The 19,751-nt window shown below is 71.0% G+C and carries 14 protein-coding genes and 1 tRNA gene; 12 read left to right on the plus strand and 3 right to left on the minus strand.

All coding sequences use genetic code 11. The features are described from left to right. Positions 1-5: 5 nt before the first annotated feature. The 8 genes from ASG83_RS10945 (at position 6) to pyk (ending at position 11,814) form a co-directional block, all read left to right on the plus strand. Entirely contained in the window at positions 6-236 is a 231-nt protein-coding gene (locus tag ASG83_RS10945) for a DUF6704 family protein (RefSeq protein WP_055861202.1), read from the plus strand. 1 nt (position 237) lies between these two features. Beyond that, positions 238-1,014 carry an indole-3-glycerol phosphate synthase TrpC gene (trpC, locus tag ASG83_RS10950; RefSeq protein ID WP_055861205.1) on the plus strand — a complete coding sequence of 259 codons (777 nt, stop codon included), beginning with the start codon at positions 238-240 and terminating at the stop codon, positions 1,012-1,014. After that, entirely contained in the window at positions 1,011-2,270 is a 1,260-nt protein-coding gene (trpB, locus tag ASG83_RS10955; RefSeq protein WP_055861209.1) for a tryptophan synthase subunit beta, read from the plus strand. Before trpC ends, trpB begins: the two co-directional genes overlap by 4 nt. Then, the gene (trpA, locus tag ASG83_RS10960) at positions 2,267-3,052 is read left to right on the plus strand and encodes a tryptophan synthase subunit alpha (protein WP_055861212.1); all 786 of its coding nucleotides are present in this window, start codon (positions 2,267-2,269) and stop codon (positions 3,050-3,052) included. Before trpB ends, trpA begins: the two co-directional genes overlap by 4 nt. Positions 3,053-3,130: 78 nt before the next feature. After that, the gene (gene lgt / locus ASG83_RS10965; protein WP_369813393.1) at positions 3,131-4,147 is read left to right on the plus strand and encodes a prolipoprotein diacylglyceryl transferase; all 1,017 of its coding nucleotides are present in this window, start codon (positions 3,131-3,133) and stop codon (positions 4,145-4,147) included. A gap of 115 nt (positions 4,148-4,262) precedes the next feature. Next, the gene (gltB, locus tag ASG83_RS10970) at positions 4,263-8,846 is read left to right on the plus strand and encodes a glutamate synthase large subunit (RefSeq protein ID WP_055861215.1); all 4,584 of its coding nucleotides are present in this window, start codon (positions 4,263-4,265) and stop codon (positions 8,844-8,846) included. Beyond that, positions 8,839-10,296 carry a glutamate synthase subunit beta gene (locus ASG83_RS10975; RefSeq protein ID WP_055861217.1) on the plus strand — a complete coding sequence of 486 codons (1,458 nt, stop codon included), beginning with the start codon at positions 8,839-8,841 and terminating at the stop codon, positions 10,294-10,296. Before gltB ends, ASG83_RS10975 begins: the two co-directional genes overlap by 8 nt. 60 nt (positions 10,297-10,356) lie before the next feature. Further along, complete coding sequence (gene pyk, locus ASG83_RS10980) at positions 10,357-11,814, plus strand: pyruvate kinase (RefSeq protein ID WP_055861220.1); 1,458 nt, start codon at positions 10,357-10,359, stop codon at positions 11,812-11,814. Positions 11,815-11,915: 101 nt separating this feature from the next. Here pyk and ASG83_RS10985 read toward each other — a convergent pair whose 3' ends face one another. Then, complete coding sequence (locus tag ASG83_RS10985) at positions 11,916-12,716, minus strand: hypothetical protein (RefSeq protein WP_055861223.1); 801 nt, start codon at positions 12,714-12,716, stop codon at positions 11,916-11,918. 219 nt (positions 12,717-12,935) lie between these two features. Between ASG83_RS10985 and ASG83_RS10990 the strand changes: the two genes are divergently transcribed. Continuing rightward, on the plus strand, positions 12,936-14,048 hold the full coding sequence (locus ASG83_RS10990; protein WP_055861226.1) for an AAA family ATPase: 1,113 nt from the start codon (positions 12,936-12,938) through the stop codon (positions 14,046-14,048). Between the two features lie 17 nt (positions 14,049-14,065). Here the strand turns inward: ASG83_RS10990 and ASG83_RS10995 are convergent. Then, positions 14,066-14,148 (minus strand) — tRNA-Leu (locus tag ASG83_RS10995). Between the two features lie 46 nt (positions 14,149-14,194). Here ASG83_RS10995 and ASG83_RS11000 point away from each other — a divergent pair. Beyond that, positions 14,195-14,830 carry an ANTAR domain-containing response regulator gene (locus ASG83_RS11000; RefSeq protein ID WP_055861229.1) on the plus strand — a complete coding sequence of 212 codons (636 nt, stop codon included), beginning with the start codon at positions 14,195-14,197 and terminating at the stop codon, positions 14,828-14,830. A 44-nt stretch (positions 14,831-14,874) separates the two neighbouring features. Here the strand turns inward: ASG83_RS11000 and ASG83_RS11005 are convergent, their stop codons facing one another. Continuing rightward, the gene (locus ASG83_RS11005) at positions 14,875-15,300 is read right to left on the minus strand and encodes a hotdog fold thioesterase (protein WP_055861232.1); all 426 of its coding nucleotides are present in this window, start codon (positions 15,298-15,300) and stop codon (positions 14,875-14,877) included. Positions 15,301-15,379: 79 nt separating this feature from the next. Here ASG83_RS11005 and polA point away from each other — a divergent pair, with 79 nt between their 5' ends. Next, a complete protein-coding gene (gene polA / locus ASG83_RS11010) occupies positions 15,380-18,043 on the plus strand; it encodes a DNA polymerase I (protein ID WP_055861234.1) in 2,664 nt (887 codons plus the stop codon). Positions 18,044-18,053: 10 nt separating this feature from the next. Continuing rightward, positions 18,054-19,718: a DUF885 domain-containing protein gene (locus ASG83_RS11015; protein WP_055861238.1), complete on the plus strand. Its 1,665-nt coding sequence runs from the start codon at positions 18,054-18,056 to the stop codon at positions 19,716-19,718. Positions 19,719-19,751: the final 33 nt, after the last annotated feature.

The raw sequence follows: 19,751 nt of genomic DNA on the forward strand, positions 1-19,751 counted from the left end.
GAACCATGAACGCGCAGTCCGACCCCGGCCACGGACACTCGCCCGCCGCCTGGACGGCCGTCACGATCATCCTCATCGCCTTCGCGATCGGCACCCTCGCCTTCTGGTTCGAGGTCCCCGTCCTCGTCTGGGCCAGCGCCGGTCTCGTCGTCGTCGGCCTCGTCGTGGGCGCCCTCATGGCGCGCGCGGGCTACGGCGTCAAGGGCCCGCGGTACTCGCCGAAGGCGCACCACTAACGTGCTCGGCGACCTCGTCGCCGGAGCCCTCGCCGACGCCGCTCGCCGGCGCGAGCAGCGACCGCTCGCGACCGTCGAGGCGGATGCCCTCGCGGCGCCCGCGGCGCGCGACGCCCTCGCGGCGCTCGCTCCCGCCGACCGCATCAAGGTCATCGCCGAGGTCAAGCGCGCGAGCCCCTCGCGCGGTGCACTCGCCGCCATCCCCGACCCGGCGGCCCTCGCCGCGGAGTACGCCGCCGGTGGCGCGAGCGCGATCAGCGTCCTGACGGAGGAGCGCCGCTTCGGCGGCAGCCTCGACGATCTCGTCGCGGTGCGCGCCGCGGTCGACACGCCGCTCCTGCGCAAGGACTTCATCGCGGAGCCGTACCAGGTGCTCGAGGCGCGCGCCGCGGGCGCCGATCTCGTGCTCCTGATCGTCGCGGCCCTCGACGACGCGAGCCTCGCGAGCCTCCACGCGCTCATCACGGACCTCGGCATGACGCCGCTCGTGGAGACGCACGATGCCGACGAGGTCCGCCGCGCCGTCGACCTGGGCGCCTCCGTCATCGGGGTCAATGCCCGCAACCTGTCGACCTTCGAGCTCGACCGCGACCTGTTCGGCCGCCTCGCGCCCCTCATCCCCGCGGGCACCGTCAGGATCGCCGAGTCGGCCGTGCTCGGGATCGACGACGTCGTCCACTACCGCCGATCCGGAGCCGACGCCGTGCTCGTCGGCGAAGCACTCGTGACGGGCGGGAACCCCCGCACGGCACTCCAACGATTCCGGGAGGTCTCATGAGCCTGCGCAGCATGACCGGGCCCTACTTCGGCAGCTTCGGCGGCCGCTTCGTGCCCGAGTCCCTCATCGCCGCACTCGACGAGCTCGACGATGCGTACACCGCGGCGAAGAAGGACCCGGCGTTCCAGGAGGAGCTCGCCGAGCTCCACCGGACGTACACGGGTCGCCCGTCGATCATCACCGAGGCCAAGCGCTTCGCCGAGCACGCGGGCGGCGCCCGCATCCTGCTCAAGCGCGAGGACCTCAACCACACGGGCTCGCACAAGATCAACAACGTGCTCGGCCAGGCACTGCTCGCCAAGCGCCTCGGCAAGACCCGCATCATCGCCGAGACGGGCGCCGGCCAGCACGGCGTCGCGAGCGCGACGGCCGCGGCGCTCTTCGGCCTCGAGTGCGTGGTCTACATGGGCGAGGTCGACACCGAGCGGCAGGCGCTCAACGTCGCACGCATGAAGCTCCTCGGCGCCGATGTCGTGCCCGTCACGGTCGGCTCGCGCACGCTCAAGGACGCGATCAACGAGGCGCTGCGCGACTGGGTCGCGAACGTCGACACCACGCACTACCTCCTCGGCACGGTCGCCGGCCCCCACCCGTTCCCCGCGATGGTGCGCGACTTCCACTCGGTCATCGGCATCGAGGCGCGCGAGCAGGTGCTCGCCCTGACCGGGCGCCTCCCCGACGTCATCGCCGCGTGCGTCGGCGGCGGCAGCAACGCGATGGGCATCTTCCATCCCTTCCTCGACGATGAGGGCGTCCGCCTCGTCGGCCTCGAGGCGGCGGGCGACGGCATCGACACGCTCTTCCACGCCGCGACGATCTCCAAGGGGCGCCCGGGTGTCCTCCACGGCGCCCGCAGCCTCATGCTGCAGGACGAGGACGGCCAGACGCTCGAGTCGCACTCGATCTCGGCGGGTCTCGACTACCCGGGCGTCGGCCCCGAGCACGCGTGGCTCGACGAGATCGGCCGTGCCGAGTACCGCGGGGTGACCGACGCCGAGGCGATGGATGCCCTGCGCCTGCTGAGCCGCACCGAGGGCATCATCCCCGCCATCGAGACGGCGCACGCTCTCCACGGCGCCCTCGAGCTCGGCCGCGAGCTGGGCCCGGAGGCGATCATCCTCGTGAACCTCTCGGGCCGCGGCGACAAGGACATGGAGACGGCCGCCCGCTACTTCGGCCTCCTCGACGCTCAGGCCGCCGAGCGCGCCGCCGAGAAGGACGCCCACCCCACCGCCGCGGAGGATGCGCAGTCATGACCACGAGCCCCGTCGAGTCCGTCATCCGCACCCGCGTCGACGCGGGCTCGGGCGCCCTCATCGGCTACCTGCCCGTCGGCTTCCCCGATCTCGACACGAGCGTCGACGCGGCCGTCGCCCTCATCGAGAACGGCGTCGACATCGTCGAGCTCGGCCTGCCGTACAGCGACCCCGTGATGGACGGCCTCGTCATCCAGCGCGCCACGCAGGCGGCGCTCCAGGGCGGCTTCACGCTCAAGCAGGGCTTCGAGGCGGTCGAGCGCATCCGCTCCCGCGTCGACGCGCCCCTCCTGGTGATGACCTACTGGAACCCCGTGATCCAGTACGGCGTCGAGCGCTTCGCGGCCGACCTCGAGAGCGCCGGGGGAGCGGGCCTCATCACGCCCGACCTCATCCCCGACGAGGCCGCCGAGTGGCTGACCGCCTCCGACGCCCATGACCTGGACCGCGTCTTCCTCGCCGCGCCCTCCTCGAGCCCCGCTCGCATGACGCAGGCGGTCGAGTCGAGCCGCGGCTTCGTCTACGCCGTCTCCACGATGGGCATCACCGGCGCCCGCTCCGACGTCGACGCCGCCGCCCGCAGCGTCATCTCCCGTCTCCGCGAGGCGGGGGCGACGAGCGCCTGCGTCGGGCTCGGCATCTCCACGCCCGAGCAGGTCGCCGATGTGCTCACCTACGCCGACGGCGCCATCGTGGGGTCGCGCCTGGTCTCCGCTCTCGCCGACGGCGGCGTGCCCGCCGTGGCCGCGATCGCCGCCGAGCTCGCGACGGGCAAGGACTAGCCCTCCCCGTCGCCGAACCCCCGCGGAGCGCGCCGCTAGGCTGATGCGCGTCCTCCCACCTGGAAAGGTCCTCCCACTGTGATCCACCCCCTCAGCATCCCCAGCCCGAGCGACGAGTGGCAGGTCTTCAACCTCGGCCAGTGGCTGCGCGACCTCGGTCTGACCTGGTTCTCCTGGGACGTCTCGATCTACGCCTACGCGCTGTGCATCCTCCTCGGCATCGTGGCCGCCACGATGCTGACCAACCACCGGCTCTCGCGTCGCGGCGCCGAGCCGTGGATCACGCTCGACATCGCGCTCTTCGCCGTTCCGCTCGGCATCATCGGCGGCCGGGTGTACCACGTGCTCACCCACCCGGACGACTACTTCTTCGAGGGGGCCGACCTCTGGGCGACGCTGCGCATCTGGGAGGGAGGCATGGCCATCTTCGGGGCGCTGATCGGAGGCGCGATCGGCGTCTGGATCGGCTGCCGCGTCACGGGCATCCGCTTCTGGTCCTTCGCCGACGCCCTCGCGCCGGGGCTCCTCCTCGCGCAGGCCTTCGGGCGGCTGGGCAACTGGTTCAACCAAGAGCTCTACGGCCTGCCGACCGACCTGCCGTGGGGCCTGGAGATCGACCGCCCCAACGACGCCATCCCGATCGGTCTGCCCGAGTCCACTCTCTTCCACCCGACCTTCCTGTACGAGATCATCTGGAACCTCGCGGGCGTCGCCGTCCTGCTGCTGCTGGATGCCCGGCTCCGCGTGCACTGGGGCAAGCTTCTCGGCGGCTACCTGATCTGGTACGGCGTCGGCCGCAGCGTCTTCGAGTCGATCCGCCTCGACCCCAGCGAGCTCTTCCTCGGGATCCGGGTGAACGTCTGGGCCGCCTGGCTGGCCGTCGTGATCGGCATCGTGATCGTGATCGTGCAGCGCCGCCGGCACCCGGGAGCGGAGCCCAGCCCCTACGTCGCCGGTCGCGAGTGGACGGAAGATGCTGGGGTAGACTCCGAAGACGTCTACACAGAGACCGACGACGACGGCAATGGCGCCGCGCTCGTCTCCGCCACCACCGGATCGTCACGCGCCACAAGCGAAGCCACCACTCGGTCGTAGGAGCCCGCACCCTGACGACCCCCGGGCTCCCGCAGCCGCGCCGCGCACCGCGCGCACCTCTTCCATCGGGCCGATGACGTCCCGCCTCCCCAGCACCACGTGAGGACGGTTCCCCATGGATCGCATCCAGCAGCAGCCCTACCAGCGGTTCTCGGGTGTTCCCGCCGCCCAGGGTCTCTACGACCCCGAGCGCGAGCGCGACGCCTGCGGCCTCGCCATGGTCGCGACGCTGCGCGGCACGGCCGGGCACGACATCATCCAGGCCGCGCTCGACGCACTGCGCAACCTCGAGCACCGCGGTGCGGTCGGGTCCGACGCGGGAACGGGTGACGGCGCCGGCATCATCACGCAGATCCCCGATGCCTTCCTGCGCGCCGTCGCGCCGTTCGAGCTCCCCGCCGCCGGTCGCTACGCCGTCGGAACGGCCTTCCTCCCCATCGATGACACCGAGCGCGCTCGCGAGAAGGAGGGGATCGAGGCGATCGCCGAGCAGGAGGGGCTTGCGGTCATCGGCTGGCGAGAGGTGCCCGTCGACGCCTCGCACATCGGCAACCTCGCCCGCGCCGCGATGCCGGCCTTCGAGCAGCTCTTCGTGCGCTCCACGCGATCGACCGCCGACGGTCAGCCGTTCTCGGGCGTCGCGCTGGATCTGCAGACCTTCCGGCTTCGCAAGCGCGCCGAGCGCGAGCTCGGCTCCTACTTCCCGTCGCTGTCGTGCCGCACCCTCGTCTACAAGGGCATGGTCACGACCCTCCAGCTCGAGCCGTTCTACCCCGACCTGAGCGACGAGCGCTTCACGTCCCGGCTCGCGCTCGTCCACTCGCGCTACTCCACGAACACCTTCCCCTCGTGGCCGCTCGCGCAGCCCTTCCGCTTGATCGCCCACAACGGCGAGATCAACACCGTGCAGGGCAACCGCAACTGGATGCGCGCCCGGCAGTCGCAGCTGGAGAGCGAGGTCTTCGGCGACCTCCGCGACGTCTTCCCCATCGTCACCCCGGGCGCGAGCGACTCGGCCTCCTTCGACGAGGTCGTGGAGCTGCTGACCCTCGGCGGGCGCAGCCTCCCGCACGCGATCATGATGATGGTGCCGGAGGCGTGGGAGAACCAGACCGACATCGACCCGGCTCTGCGCGACTTCTACGAGTACCACGGCATGCTCATGGAGCCGTGGGACGGCCCCGCGGCGCTCGTCTTCACCGACGGGTCCCTCGTCGGCGCGACGCTCGACCGCAACGGACTGCGCCCCGGGCGCTTCCTCGTCACCGATGACGGCCTCGTCGTGCTCGCGTCCGAGATCGGCGTGCTCGACATCGAGCCGAGTCGCATCGTCCGCAAGGGCCGCCTGCGCCCGGGGAAGATGTTCCTCGTCGACACGGTCGAGGGCCGTCTCATCGAGGACGACGAGATCAAGTCGCAGCTCGCCTCCGCCGAGCCGTGGGGCGAGTGGCTCGACGCTCAGCGCATCAACCTGCGCGACCTCCCGGAGCGGGAGCACATCGTGCACACCCCCGCCTCGATCGTCCGCCGCCAGCGCACCTTCGGCTACACGGAGGAGGAGGTGCGCGTCCTCCTGGCGCCCATGGCATCGGCGGGGGCCGAGCCGCTCGGCGCGATGGGCTCCGACACGCCGATAGCCGTGCTCTCCGAGCGACCGCGCCTGATCTTCGACTACTTCACTCAGCAGTTCGCGCAGGTCACGAACCCGCCGCTCGACTCGATCCGCGAGGAGGTCGTGACCTCCATGCGGCTCGGCCTCGGGCCCGAGCGCAACCTGCTCACGGCGACTCCGCGGCACGCGCGGCAGGTCGTGCTCGACTTCCCGATCATCGACAACGACGAGCTCGCGAAGATCCAGCACATCGACTCGCGACCCGGCAGCTCGCTCACGACGACGATCAAGGGCCTCTACCGCGTCGACAAGGGCCCGAAGGCCCTCGAGAAGCGCATCGCCGCGATGTGCGCGGAGGTCGACGAGGCGATCGCCGACGGCGCCGAGTTCATCGTGCTGAGCGACCGCGACTCGACCGCCGATCTCGCCCCCGTGCCCTCGCTGCTCATGCTCGCCGCAGTGCACCACCACCTCATCCGCACCGAGAAGCGCATGCAGGTCGGCCTTATCGTCGAAGCGGGCGACGTCCGCGAGGTCCACCACTGCGCCGTGCTGATCGGCTACGGCGCGTCGGCGATCAACCCCTACCTCGCGATGGAGACGGTCGAGAACCTCGTCCGCAGCGGCATGATCACGGGGATCACTCCCGAGAAGGCCGTCCGCAACGTCATCAAGGCGCTCGGCAAGGGCGTGCTGAAGATCATGTCGAAGATGGGGATCTCGACGGTCGGCTCCTACGCCGGCGCTCAGGCGTTCGAGGCCGTCGGTCTGAGCCAGGAGTTCGTCGACCGCTACTTCACCGGCACCTCGAGCGTGCTCGGCGGGGTCGGGATCGAGACGATCGCGGAGGAGAACGCCCGCAGGCACGCCCTCGCGTACCCCGCATCCGCCCCCGTGAACCCGCACGAGCGCCTCCAGACCGGCGGCGAGTACCAGTGGCGCCGCGAGGGTCCGCCGCACCTGTTCAACCCGGAGACGGTCTTCCGCCTCCAGCACGCGACGCGCGAGAAGCGGTACGACATCTTCCGCGACTACACGCGCGCGGTCGACGAGCAGGCCGAGAACCTCATGACCTTGCGCGGGCTCTTCCGTCTCAGGACGGAGGACCGACGCCCCGTGCCGATCGACGAGGTCGAGTCGGTCGAGTCGATCATCTCCCGCTTCACGACGGGCGCGATGAGCATGGGCGCGATCAGCCCCGAGATGCACGAGACGCTCGCCGTGGCGATGAACCGCATCGGCGGCCGCAGCAACACCGGCGAGGGCGGCGAGAGCCCCGAGCGCCTCCTCGACCCCGAGAAGCGCAGCGCGATCAAGCAGGTCGCGTCGGGCCGCTTCGGCGTCACGAGCCTCTACCTGAGCCACGCCGACGACATCCAGATCAAGATGGCGCAGGGCGCGAAGCCCGGCGAGGGCGGGCAGCTGCCGGCCAACAAGGTGTACCCGTGGATCGCGCGGCTGCGCCACGGCACCGCGGGCGTCGGGCTCATCTCGCCCCCGCCGCACCACGACATCTACTCGATCGAGGATCTCAAGCAGCTCATCTTCGATCTCAAGCGGTCGAACCCGAGCGCGCGCATCCACGTCAAGCTCGTGAGTCAGTCCGGCATCGGGGCGGTCGCGGCGGGCGTCGCGAAGGCGAAGGCCGACGTCATCCTGATCTCCGGCCACGACGGCGGCACGGGAGCCAGCCCGCTGAACTCTCTCAAGCACGCCGGCACCCCGTGGGAGCTCGGTCTCGCCGAGGCGCAGCAGACGCTCATGCTCAACAACATGCGCGGGCGCGTCACCGTCCAGGCCGACGGTCAGATGAAGACCGGCCGCGACGTCATCATCGCGGCGCTGCTGGGGGCCGAGGAGTTCGGCTTCGCGACCGCGCCGATGGTCGTCTCGGGCTGCATCCTCATGCGCGTCTGCCACCTCGACACCTGCCCCGTGGGCGTCGCGACGCAGAACCCCGAGCTGCGCAAGCGGTTCACGGGCACGCCCGAGTTCGTCATCACCTTCTTCGAGTTCCTCGCCCAGGAGGTGCGCGAGTACCTCGCGGCCCTCGGATTCCGGAGCCTCGAGGAGGCGATCGGCCACGCCGAGCTGCTCGACGTCGACCGCGCGATCCGGCACTGGAAGGCCGACGGGCTCGACCTCTCGCCGATCCTCTCGGGCCCCGCGTTCGACGAGACGGCCCCGCGCACCAAGCGCGAGGAGCAGGACCACGAGCTCGAGGAGCACTTCGACAACGAGCTGATCCGCCTGAGCGCCGATGCCCTCGAGCACGGGCATCCGGTGCGCATCGACCTGCCGATCCGCAACACCGAGCGGGCGGTCGGCACGATGCTCGGCCACCACGTGACGATGAAGCACGGCGAGATGGGCCTCGCGCCCGACACGATCGACGTGACGCTCTCCGGCTCGGCCGGGCAGAGCCTCGGCGCCTTCATGCCGGGCGGCATCACGCTGCGCCTCTACGGCGACAGCAACGACTACGTCGGCAAGGGCCTCTCGGGCGGGTGCGTCATCGTGCGCCCCGCGCGCGACGCCGTCTTCCACGCCGAGCGCAACGTCATCGCCGGCAACGTCATCGGCTACGGGGCGACGAGCGGCGAGATGTTCATCCGCGGCATCGTCGGCGAGCGGTTCCTCGTGCGCAACTCCGGCGCGACCGCGGTCGTGGAGGGCGTGGGCGACCACGCGCTCGAGTACATGACCGGCGGCCGCGCCGTCATCCTCGGCTCCACCGGGCGCAACCTCGGAGCAGGGATGTCCGGCGGCATCGCCTACGTGCACGACCTGCGCCGCGAGCGCGTCAACCGCGACGCCCTCGACAGCGGAGAGCTCGAGCTCCTCCCGCTGGACGCCGACGACCGCGCCGAGCTCTCCGCGCTCCTGCGGCGCCATCACGACGAGACGGAGTCGGCCCTCGCCGCCCGCCTGATCGCCGAGGGCGACGCCGCGCTCGACCGCTTCGTGAAGGTTCTCCCACGCGACTACGCCGCCGTCCTCGCGACGCGGCAGACCGCGCTCGACGAAGGCCTCGACCCCGACGGCGACGTCGTGTGGGGCCGCATCCTGGAGGTGACCGGTGGCTGACCCCCGCGGCTTCATCAACGTCCCCGAGCGCGAGCTCCCGCCCCGTCGACCGGTGCCGATCCGTCTCATGGACTGGAAGGAGGTGTATGAGGCCGGCGACTCCGCCGTCCTCAAGCGCCAGGCCGGCCGGTGCATGGACTGCGGCATCCCGTTCTGCCACCAGGGCTGCCCGCTCGGCAACCTCATCCCCGAGTGGAACGACCTCACGTGGCGCGGCGAGGGCCGTCAGGCCATCGAGCGCCTCCACGCGACGAACAACTTCCCGGAGTTCACCGGCAAGCTGTGCCCCGCCCCGTGCGAGGCCTCGTGCGTGCTCGGCATCAACCAGCCGCCCGTCACGATCAAGCAGGTCGAGGCGTCGATCATCGAGCAGGCCTGGCAGAACGGGTGGGTCCAGCCCGTCCCGCCCGAGCGGCTCACCGGCAAGACCGTCGCCGTGGTCGGCTCCGGCCCGGCCGGCCTCGCCGCGGCGCAGCAGCTCACCCGCGCCGGTCACACCGTCGCCGTCTTCGAGAAGGATGACCGGATCGGCGGCCTGCTCCGGTACGGCATCCCCGATTTCAAGATGGAGAAGCGTCACCTCGATGCCCGCCTGACGCAGATGCAGGCCGAGGGCACGCGATTCCGCGCCGGCGTCGAGATCGGCCGCGACATCAGCTGGAGCGATCTGCGCTCGCGCTACGACGCCGTCATCGTCGCCACCGGCGCGCCCGTTCCGCGCGATCTGCCGATCCCCGGCCGCGACGCGCTCGGCGTGCACTTCGCGATGGAGTACCTCGCGCAGTCCAACCGCGTGCAGGCCGGCGACCGCGTTCCCGAGCAGATCACGGCCGAGGGGAAGCACGTCGTCGTCCTCGGCGGCGGCGACACGGGCGCCGACTGCATCGGCACCGCGCACCGCCAGGGCGCCCTCTCGGTCACCAACCTCGCCATCGGCGTCCAGCCGCCCGCCGAGCGCCCCGCGAACCAGCCCTGGCCGCTGCAGCCGACGCTCTTCGAGGTGCAGAGCGCCCACGAGGAGGGCGGCGAGCGCATGTACCTCGCCTCGACCGTGGAGTTCCTCACCAACGGCGCGGGCGAGGTGCGCGCGCTGCGCGTCGCCGAGACCGAGTACGTCGACGGCCGGCGCATCCCGAAGGCCGGAACCGAGCGCGAGATCCCCGCCGACCTCGTGCTGCTCGCCCTCGGCTTCACGGGCGTGGAGCGCGCGACGCTCGACGAGCAGCTCGCCCTCCCGATCGACGACCGCGGCACCGTCGCGCGCGCTGCCGACTACACGACCAGCGAGTCGGGCGTGTTCGTCGCGGGGGACGCCGGCCGCGGCGCCTCGCTCATCGTCTGGGCGATCGCGGAGGGGCGCGCCGTCGCCGCCGAGGTCGACCGATTCCTGGAGGGACGCACCGACCTCCCGGCACCCGTCAGGGCCACCGATCGCGCCCTGGCCGTCTGAGACGACCGCCCCTCGGGGCGGCAGCACCACCTCTACCACCACCCCACGAATAAGGAAGTTATGAGACGAGCAAAGATCGTCGCGACCCTCGGGCCGGCGACCTCGAGCTACGAGAACATCCGAGCCATCATCGAGGCGGGCGTCGACGTCGCCCGCATGAACCTCAGCCACGGAAGCTACGCCGTGCACGAGGAGGTCTACCGCAACGTCCGGCAGGCGGCCCAGGACTCCGCCCGCCCCGTCGCGGTCCTCGTCGACCTGCAGGGCCCGAAGATCCGTCTCGGCAAGTTCGAGAACGGCCCTCACGAGCTCGCCGAGGGCGACGTCTTCACGATCACGACCGAAGACGTGCTCGGCACGAAGGAGCTCGTCGGCACGACGTTCAAGGGCCTGCCCGGCGACGTCAAGCCCGGCGACTTCCTGCTCATCGACGACGGCAAGGTCAAGGTGAAGGTGCTCGACACCGACGGCGTGCGCGTGCGCACCGAGGTCGTCGTGGCGGGCCCCGTCTCCAACAACAAGGGCATCAACCTCCCCGGCGTCGCGGTCAACGTGCCCGCGCTGTCGGAGAAGGACGAGGACGACCTGCGCTGGGGCCTCAAGCTCGGCGCCGACTACATCGCCCTCTCGTTCGTCCGCAACGCCTCGGACGTCGTGCGCGTGCACGAGATCATGGCCGAGGAGGGGCGCACCATCCCCGTCATCGCGAAGATCGAGAAGCCCCAGGCGGTGGATGCCCTCGAGGAGATCGTCGACGCGTTCGACGGCATCATGGTGGCCCGCGGCGACCTCGGCGTCGAGCTGCCCCTCGAGGCCGTGCCGATCGTGCAGAAGCGCGCCGTCGAGCTCGCGCGCCGGATGGCCAAGCCCGTCATCGTCGCGACGCAGATGCTCGAGTCGATGATCTCGAGCCCCATCCCGACGCGCGCGGAGACCTCCGACGTCGCGAACGCCGTCCTCGACGGCGCCGACGCCGTCATGCTCTCGGGCGAGACGAGCGTGGGGGAGTTCCCGGTCATCACCGTGTCGACCATGGCCCGCATCGTCGAGTCGACCGAGGAGCACGGTCTCGAGCGCATCCCGCCGCTCGGCACCAAGCCGCGCACGCAGGGCGGCGCCATCACGCTCGCCGCCGCCGAGGTCGCGGACTTCGTCGACGCGAAGTACGTGTGCGTGTTCACCGAGTCCGGCGACTCGGCCCGACGCATGTCGCGGCTGCGGTTCCGCATCCCGATGAAGGCGTTCACGCCGGATGCCGCGATCCAGCGCCGCATGGCGCTCACGTGGGGCATCCAGTCGTTCCTCGTGGAGCGCGTGACGCACACCGACGCGATGTACCACCAGGTCGACGTCGCGCTGCTCGACGCGGGTCTCGCCGAGATCGGCGACAAGGTCGTCGTGATCTCCGGGTCCCCTCCCGGCATCCCGGGCTCCACGAACGACATCCGCGTGCACACGATCGGCGACGCGATCCACGCCAAGGCCCCGGTCTGGGAGAGCGGCGACCACGCCGACTGATCCCTCTTCGTCCGCGGACCACGAACGGGGTGCGACCTGATGGTCGCACCCCGTTCGCGCATCCGCTGCCGGAGGTCACGGTCGCCGCGGCGACCACCCCGCTAGCGGCGAGTGAGGCCGAGGCCCGCGCGGTCGACGCGCCGGTGGAAGCGCATGCCGGCGAGACCGCCGAGCACCGCGCCGCCGAGGCTGACGAGCGCCACGACGACAGCCGTGATGATGCCGATCGTGGTGAGCTCACCCTCGCCGATGGGCAGGCGCGGGAACCCGTTGACGTTCGCGAGGATGTTGAACTCGGCGCCTCCGATCGCGCCGATGATCGCGACGACGATCGCGATCACGAGGGCCCACAGCCACACGGCGAGGCCCTGCTTCGCGCCATCGAGGCGCGCCATGCGCCCGGCGACGTAGCCGCCGGCGTAGTAGGCGATGAAGATCACGAGCGCGAGCAGCACGGCGCCGATGATGCCGACGGTGTCGGTGCCCTGCGCCGCGCCCTCGACGGCCTCCTCCGCGGTCGTGTCGGTCGCGAGACCGAGCGCCGTTCCGGTCCCGGCGACGAGCGCCGTGAGCAGCACGCCGGTGCCGACGGCGGCGAGCCAGCCGAAGAACGCCGAGCCCCACTTGATGCCGCCGAACTCCTCCTTCTCGCGCGCGATCATCTCTCGCTGGACGAGACGGGGGTCCTCGACGTGGTCGGGGGCGCCGTGGCGGCCGGTGTCGGCGACGACGGGAGCCGCCTCGCGGCGGTCGTCGACTCCGTCGTGGTCGCGGTCGATCCGGTCCCGGTGGAGCGCCTCGGTGCGGTCGTCCCGCCCGTCGAGATCCCGGTCGATGCGGGGGTCGTCGTGCGTGGTCTCTCGGGGGCCGTCGATGCGGTCCCGGTCGTTGGCTGACGTCATGGTGGACCTCCTTCTTGTCTCCAGCCAAGAGCATCCGAAGCGATGCCGCACCGGGGTTGATTTCCCAGGAGACCATCGGAACGCATCCACGGTGCGGTCAGACTCCGTGCCGGCACGCGCGCGACGACGGGGCAGGGTCGCTGTCACCGCGATCCCGCGCAGTCGCCGCCGGGGGAGGCGGCCCGGCTCGAAGTCGGCGGTCGCTCGTAGGGTGGGGGCATGCTGCGTGTCTTCGCCGTCGAGCAGTACCGCTCCCTGCGGAGCCTGGCCATCGAGCTCTCGCCGCTGACGGTGGTGACGGGCCCGAACGGCAGCGGGAAGTCGAACGTCTACCGGGCGCTGCGGCTGGTGTCCGAGATCGTCCGAGCGGGCGCGCTGACCTCTCTGGCCGCCGAGGGAGGCTTCCGCAGCGCGCTCCATGCGGGCTCGCGCGGAGCAGCACCCGTCTCGATGCGACTCGGGTTCGCCGCCGACGAGCTGTCCTACGCGATCGACCTGGGGCTGCCGCAACCGGGGGTGAGCCCGTTCCCTCTGGACCCGGAGGTGAAGACGGAGGCGGTGTGGTCGGGGGCGACCCTGCGTCCGTCGACGATCGCCGCCGATCGTCGGTCGCTCCGGGTCCGTGTGCGCGACGACGACGGCCACCTCGCGGTCGCCCCGTGGTCGGTGAGCGCGACGGAATCGATGCTGGCCACTCTCGCCGACCCGCAGGCCGCGCCGGAGCTGTTCGCGCTCCGCGAGCGCGCGCGGGGGTGGCGGTTCTACGACGCTCTGCGCACCGACCCGGACGCGCCCGCTCGTCGTCCGGGACCAGCGACCTTCACTCCCGTCCTCTCCGGCGACGGCGGCACTCTCCCCGGTGCGCTGGCGACGCTGATGCGGGTCGGTGATGCCGATGCTCTGCAGTCGGCGCTGGCCTCCGCCTTCGACGGCGCTCAGGCCGTCGTCGAGGAGGACGACCGCGGCATCGCGCGCGTGGGGCTGCGGCAGGCGGGTGCGCCGCGCTGGTTCGAGGCATCCGAGCTCAGCGACGGGATGCTGCGCTTCCTCCTGCTGTCGACCGCGCTCCTGTCGCCGCGCCCGCCCGGGCTGATGGTGCTCAACGAGCCGGAGGCGAGTCTGCATCCGAGTCTGCTGCCCGCCCTCGGTTCGCTCATCGAGCGGGCCGCGCGCTCGACGCAGGTCGTCGTCGTCTCGCACGCCGAGCCCCTCGTCCGCTCGCTCGCTCCGTCCGCAGGCCTGGTCGAGCTCGAGCGCCATGGGCTCGCCACCGCCGTGCGCGGGGTGCTGCCGCTCGAGGGCGCGGCCTGGTCGTGGCCGACGCGCGGGTGAGAGCGCGATCCGGACCGTACCGGCTGTGGGGCTCGAACCCACACGTCCTCTCGGACAGCGCATTTTGAGTGCGCCGCGTCTGCCATTCCGCCAAGCCGGCGCGGGCCCAGGGCCCGACGGCTCGACCATACCGTAGGCTCATTTCCGTGAGTGACCAGGAACAGAGCACCGTCGCCCCCCGCCGTGTCGTCGTCGCCGAGGACGAGTCGCTGATCCGCATGGACATCGTGGAGATCCTCCGCGACAACGGCTTCGACGTCGTGGGGGAGGCCGGAGATGGCGAGACCGCCGTCGCGCTCGCGACCGAGCTGCGCCCCGACCTCGTCGTTATGGACATCCGCATGCCGCAGATGGACGGTATCGAGGCCGCCAAGCGCCTGAGCGAGAACCACATCGCGCCCGTCGTCCTGCTGACCGCGTTCTCGCAGAAGGAGCTCGTCGAGCAGGCGAGCGAGGCCGGCGCTCTCGCCTACGTCGTGAAGCCCTTCACCCCGAACGACCTGCTTCCCGCGATCGAGATCGCGCTGAGCCGGTACCAGCAGATCCTCACCCTCGAGACCGAGGTCGCCGACCTCGTCGAGCGCTTCGAGACCCGCAAGCTCGTCGACCGCGCGAAGGGCCTGCTCAACGAGCGCATGGGCCTGACCGAGCCCGAGGCCTTCCGCTGGATCCAAAAGGCGTCGATGGATCGCCGCACGACGATGCACGCGGTCGCGCAGGCCGTCATCGAGCAGCTGTCGCCGAAGAAGGATGCGCCCAAGAAGGCCCCTGCCGACGACTGATCAGCGGCCGGCCGCCCCGCGGTCGAACCGGTGCGCCCGCGCGCTCAGCGGTCGCGCAGCATGTTCGTCATGCGCACCGTGGAGAGCCGTCGGCCCTCCTCGTCGCGGATGACGATCTCGTGCGTCGCGAGGGTGCGCCCGAGCGAGAGCGCGGTGCACGTGCCCTCGACCCAGCCAGAGGTGGTCGAGCGCGAGTGGGTCGCGTTGATCTCGATGCCGACGGCGTAGCGCCCGGGCCCGGCGTGGATCGCCGATGAGATCGAGCCGAGGCTCTCGCCGAGCACGACGTGCGCGCCGCCGTGCAGCAGACCGATGACCTGCGTGTTGCCCTCGACGGGCATCCGCGCCACCGATCGCTCGGCGCCCAGCTCGACGAACTCGATGCCCATCTTGCGGGTGAGCGCTCCTCCACCCGAGGCGATGAGGCGGTCGTAGAGCTCCGGGTCGAGATCGGCGGGGAACAGCGTCATCGAGGTCCTTCGAAGAGGTCGCGGAGAGCGGCTCCCGGCCCCCTCCTGAGGTGTCGGAGCGCCCCGTTAGGCTGGCCCCGTGACGGACTCAGCAAAGCCTACCCTTCTCATCGTCGACGGCCATTCGCTGGCCTTCCGGGCGTTCTACGCCCTGCCGATCGACAGCTTCGTCACGCATGACGGCCAGCACACGAACGCGATCCACGGCTTCATCTCGATGTTCCTCGGGCTGCTCGCGAAGGAGAAACCGACGCACGTCGCCGTCGCCTTCGACATCTCGCGCTACTCGTTCCGCACGCGCGAGTACCCCGAGTACAAGGGCACGCGCGGCGAGACTCCGCCCGAGTTCGTGGGCCAGGTGCCTCTGCTGCAAGAGGCGCTCGCGGCGATGAACGTGACGACGATCACGAAGGAAGACTTCGAGGCCGACGACATTCTCGCCACGCTCGCGCACCAGGGCGGCGAGCAGGGCTTCGACGTGCTCGTCGTGTCGGGCGACCGCGACACGATCCAGCTCGTCAACGATCGCGTGACCCTGCTCTACCCGAACGCGCGCGGCGTCTCCGAGCTCAAGCGCTACGACGCCGACGCGGTGCGCGAGCGCTACGGCATCAACCCCGAGCAGTACCCCGAGATCGCGGCCCTCGTCGGCGAGACGAGCGACAACCTGCCGGGCGTCGACAAGGTCGGCGAGAAGACCGCCGTGAAGTGGATCACGCAGTACGGCTCGCTCGAGAACCTCCTCGCGCACGCCGACGAGATCGGTGGAGTGGTCGGCAACAACCTGCGCGAGCAGCGCGACCGCGCCGAGCGAAACCGCCGCCTCAACCGCCTCGTGACCGACGTCGAGCTGCCCGTCGCGCCCGCCGATCTCGAGCGCAAGCCCATGGATGTCGCCGCGGTCAAGCGCGTCTTCGAGCGCCTGCAGTTCCGCACCCTGACCGAGCGCGTTCTCAAGATCGCCGCCGCGGAGGGCGCCGACATGAGCGCTGACGGCGAGGCTCCGTCCGCCGCCGCCGACGCCCCCGCGGTCCGCACCCTCGTCGACGAGGAGCTCGCGGCGTGGCTGCGCGCCGCCGTCGCCACCGGCGATCCGATCGCCCTGGTGGTGGATGCCCCGCTCGGCTCGCTCGAGGGCTTCGGCCTCGCCGCCGGCGCCGGCACGGTGCACGTCAACTGGGCCGCGGGCCGCCCCGACTACACCGCCCTCGAGCAGTGGCTCGCGAGCGACGAGCCGAAACTCGTCGTCGACGGCAAGCGTGCGACGAGCATCCTCGCCGCCGCCGGCCTGCCGCTCGCGGGCGTCGCCTGGGATGCGTCTCTCGCGGCGTGGCTCGAGCGCCCAGGGTCGAGCACCCAGTCGCTCGCCGAGCTCGTCGGGAGCATCCTCGGCGAGAGCCTGCCCGAGCCCGACCCGAACCAGCTCGTGCCCGACACCGCGGCGCTCTCGCCGGCGACGGGCGCCTGGTACCTCGCCCGCATCGTCGGTGCGCAGCGCGAGCGGCTCGCTCCCTCGAGCGCGGCCGTGCTCACGACGATCGAGCTGCCCGTCACCCCGGTGATCGCTGCGATGGAGCGCGCGGGCATCGCCGTCGATCGCGCCGGCCTGACGGCTCTCAACGCCGAGCTCGGCGAGACCGCGGCGGGCCTCGCCGAGAAGGCGTACGCCGAGATCGGCCGCGAGGTGAACCTCGGCTCGCCCAAGCAGCTGCAGCAGGTGCTCTTCGAGGAGCTCGGCATGCCGAAGACGCGGGCGACCAAGACGGGATACTCGACCGACGCCGCGGCCCTCGCCGATCTGCAGGAGGCGCATCCGCACCCGTTCCTCGGCCTGCTGCTGCAGCATCGCGACGCGACGAAGCTGCGCCAGATGGTCGAGACGCTCGAGCGCGCCACGGGCGACGACGGCCGCATCCACACGACGTACGACCAGACCGGGACGACGACGGGCCGCATCTCGTCGACCGACCCGAACCTGCAGAACATCCCGGTGCGCACCGAGGCCGGCCACCGCATCCGCGCCGCGTTCGTCGCCGGCGAGGGCTACGAGGGCCTGCTGACCGCGGACTACTCGCAGATCGAGATGCGCATCATGGCGCACCTCTCGGGCGACCCCGGTCTCATCGAGGCGTTCACGACGGGGGAGGACCTCCATCGCTTCGTCGGCTCGCGGATCTTCGGCGTCGAGCCGGCCGACGTGACGCCCGAGATGCGCACGAAGGTCAAGGCGATGAGCTACGGCCTCGCCTACGGGCTGAGCGCCTTCGGGCTCTCCAAGCAGCTGCGCATCTCGAGCGCCGAGGCGAAGCAGCTCATGACCGACTACTTCGCGCGCTTCGGGGCGGTGCGCGACTACCTTCGGTCGGTCGTCGTGCAGGCGAAGGAGGACGGCTACACGGAGACGATCTTCGGCCGCCGGCGCCCCTTCGCCGACCTCAACTCTCCCAACCGCGTGCTGCGCGAGAACGCCGAGCGCGCCGCGCTCAACGCGCCCATCCAGGGCACGGCGGCCGACATCATGAAGATCGCCATGCTCGGCGTCGACGCCGACCTGCGCGAGCAGCGGCTCGAATCGCGGATGCTCCTGCAGGTGCACGACGAGCTCGTCTTCGAGGTCGCCGCCGGCGAGCGGGAGGACCTCGAGGCGATCGTGCGGGCGCGCATGGGCTCGGCGGCGGACCTCGCGGTCCCCCTCGACGTGCAGGTGGGAACAGGCCCGAACTGGGATGCCGCGGCGCATTAGGCTCGAGACCATGACTGACAACGCCGCCAGCCGCCAGCCCACCGAGGTCGACACGATCGCCGAGGAGTGGGTCGCCACCCTGGTCTCCCTGAGCCCCGAGCTCGCCACCTACATCGGCGCCGAGGGGAAGCTCGATGAGTACCAGGACTACTCGCCCGCGGGCCGTGCACGCATGCACGCAGCCGGGCGGGAGGTCCTCGCGAAGCTCGAGGCCGCCACTCCCGTCGACGACACCGACCGCGTCACGATCACCGACATGTCGGCGGAGATCCGCCTCGAGCTCGAGCTCGCCGAGGCCGGGTGGGAGGCGCGCGACCTGAACGTCCTCGCCTCGCCCGCGCAGGGCATCCGTGAGATCTACGACCTCATGCCGACCGCGACGGAGGAGGACTGGGCGACCATCGCCCGCAAGCTCACGCGCGTCTCCGACGCCCTGGAGGGGTACACCGAGACGCTGCGCGAGGGTATCGCGAACGAGAACACGCCGGCCGTCCGCCAGGTGCGCGAGGTGCTCACGCAGGTGCGCACCAATGCCGCCCGCGACGGATTCTTCGCCGAGTTCACCGGCGGAGCCGAGGTGTCCGAGAGTCTCAAGAAGGAGCTCGCCGCCGCCGCCGAGCAGGCCGCCGATGCCTACGGCCGATTCGGCGACTTCCTCGAGCACGAGCTCGCCCCCGCCGCCCGTGAGGAGGACGCGGTCGGCCGCGAGCTGTACAGCCTCATGTCGCGCCGCTTCCTCGGCGCCACGATCGACCTGGACGAGACCTACGAGTGGGGCATCCAGGAGCTCGCCCGCATGGTCGAGGAGCAGACGCGCATCGCGAACGAGATCCTCCCGGGCGCCACGGTCGAGGAGGCCATCGCTCACCTCGAGAAGGACGAGTCGCGCAAGCTGCACGGCCGGAAGGCGCTGCAGGAGTGGATGCAGCAGCTCAGCGACACCGCCGTGGAGGAGCTCTCCCGCACGCACTTCGACATCCCCGAGCCCGTCAAGGCGCTCGAGTGCATGATCGCCCCGACGCCGGGCGGCGCCATCTACTACACGGGCCCGACCGACGACTTCTCTCGCCCGGGCCGCATGTGGTGGTCGATCCCCGAGGGCGTCGACTCGTTCGACACCTGGCGCGAGACCACGACCGTGTACCACGAGGGCGTTCCCGGCCACCACCTGCAGATCGGTCAGGCCGTCTACAACCGCGCCGAGCTCAACTCGTGGCGACGGCTTCTCGCCGGCACGAGCGGCCACGCGGAGGGCTGGGCGCTCTACGCCGAGCGCCTCATGGAGGAGCTCGGCTACCTCGACGACCCGGCCGACCGCCTCGGCATGCTCGACGGTCAGCGCATGCGCGCCGCCCGCGTCGTTCTTGACATCGGCGTGCACCTCGGCAAGATCCACCCCGAGACGGGGAAGGTCTGGACGAGCGAGGACGCCTTCGCCTTCATGCGCAAGAACGTCAACATGAACGACGGGTTCGTGCAGTTCGAGGTCAACCGTTACCTCGGCTGGCCCGGGCAGGCGCCGTCGTACAAGGTCGGCCAGCGCATCTGGGAGCAGATCCGCGACGAGTACAAGGCCCGCGAGGGCGACGCGTTCTCCAACAAGGCCTTCCACAAGAAGGCGCTCGACCTCGGCGGCGTCGGCCTCGACACGCTGAAGTCGGCGCTGCTCGGCTGAGCCGTCGCGCTCACCTGCGTCGAGCATCCGCTC

This window comes from Yonghaparkia sp. Soil809 (genome assembly GCF_001429705.1).
Taxonomy (GTDB): domain Bacteria; phylum Actinomycetota; class Actinomycetes; order Actinomycetales; family Microbacteriaceae; genus Microcella.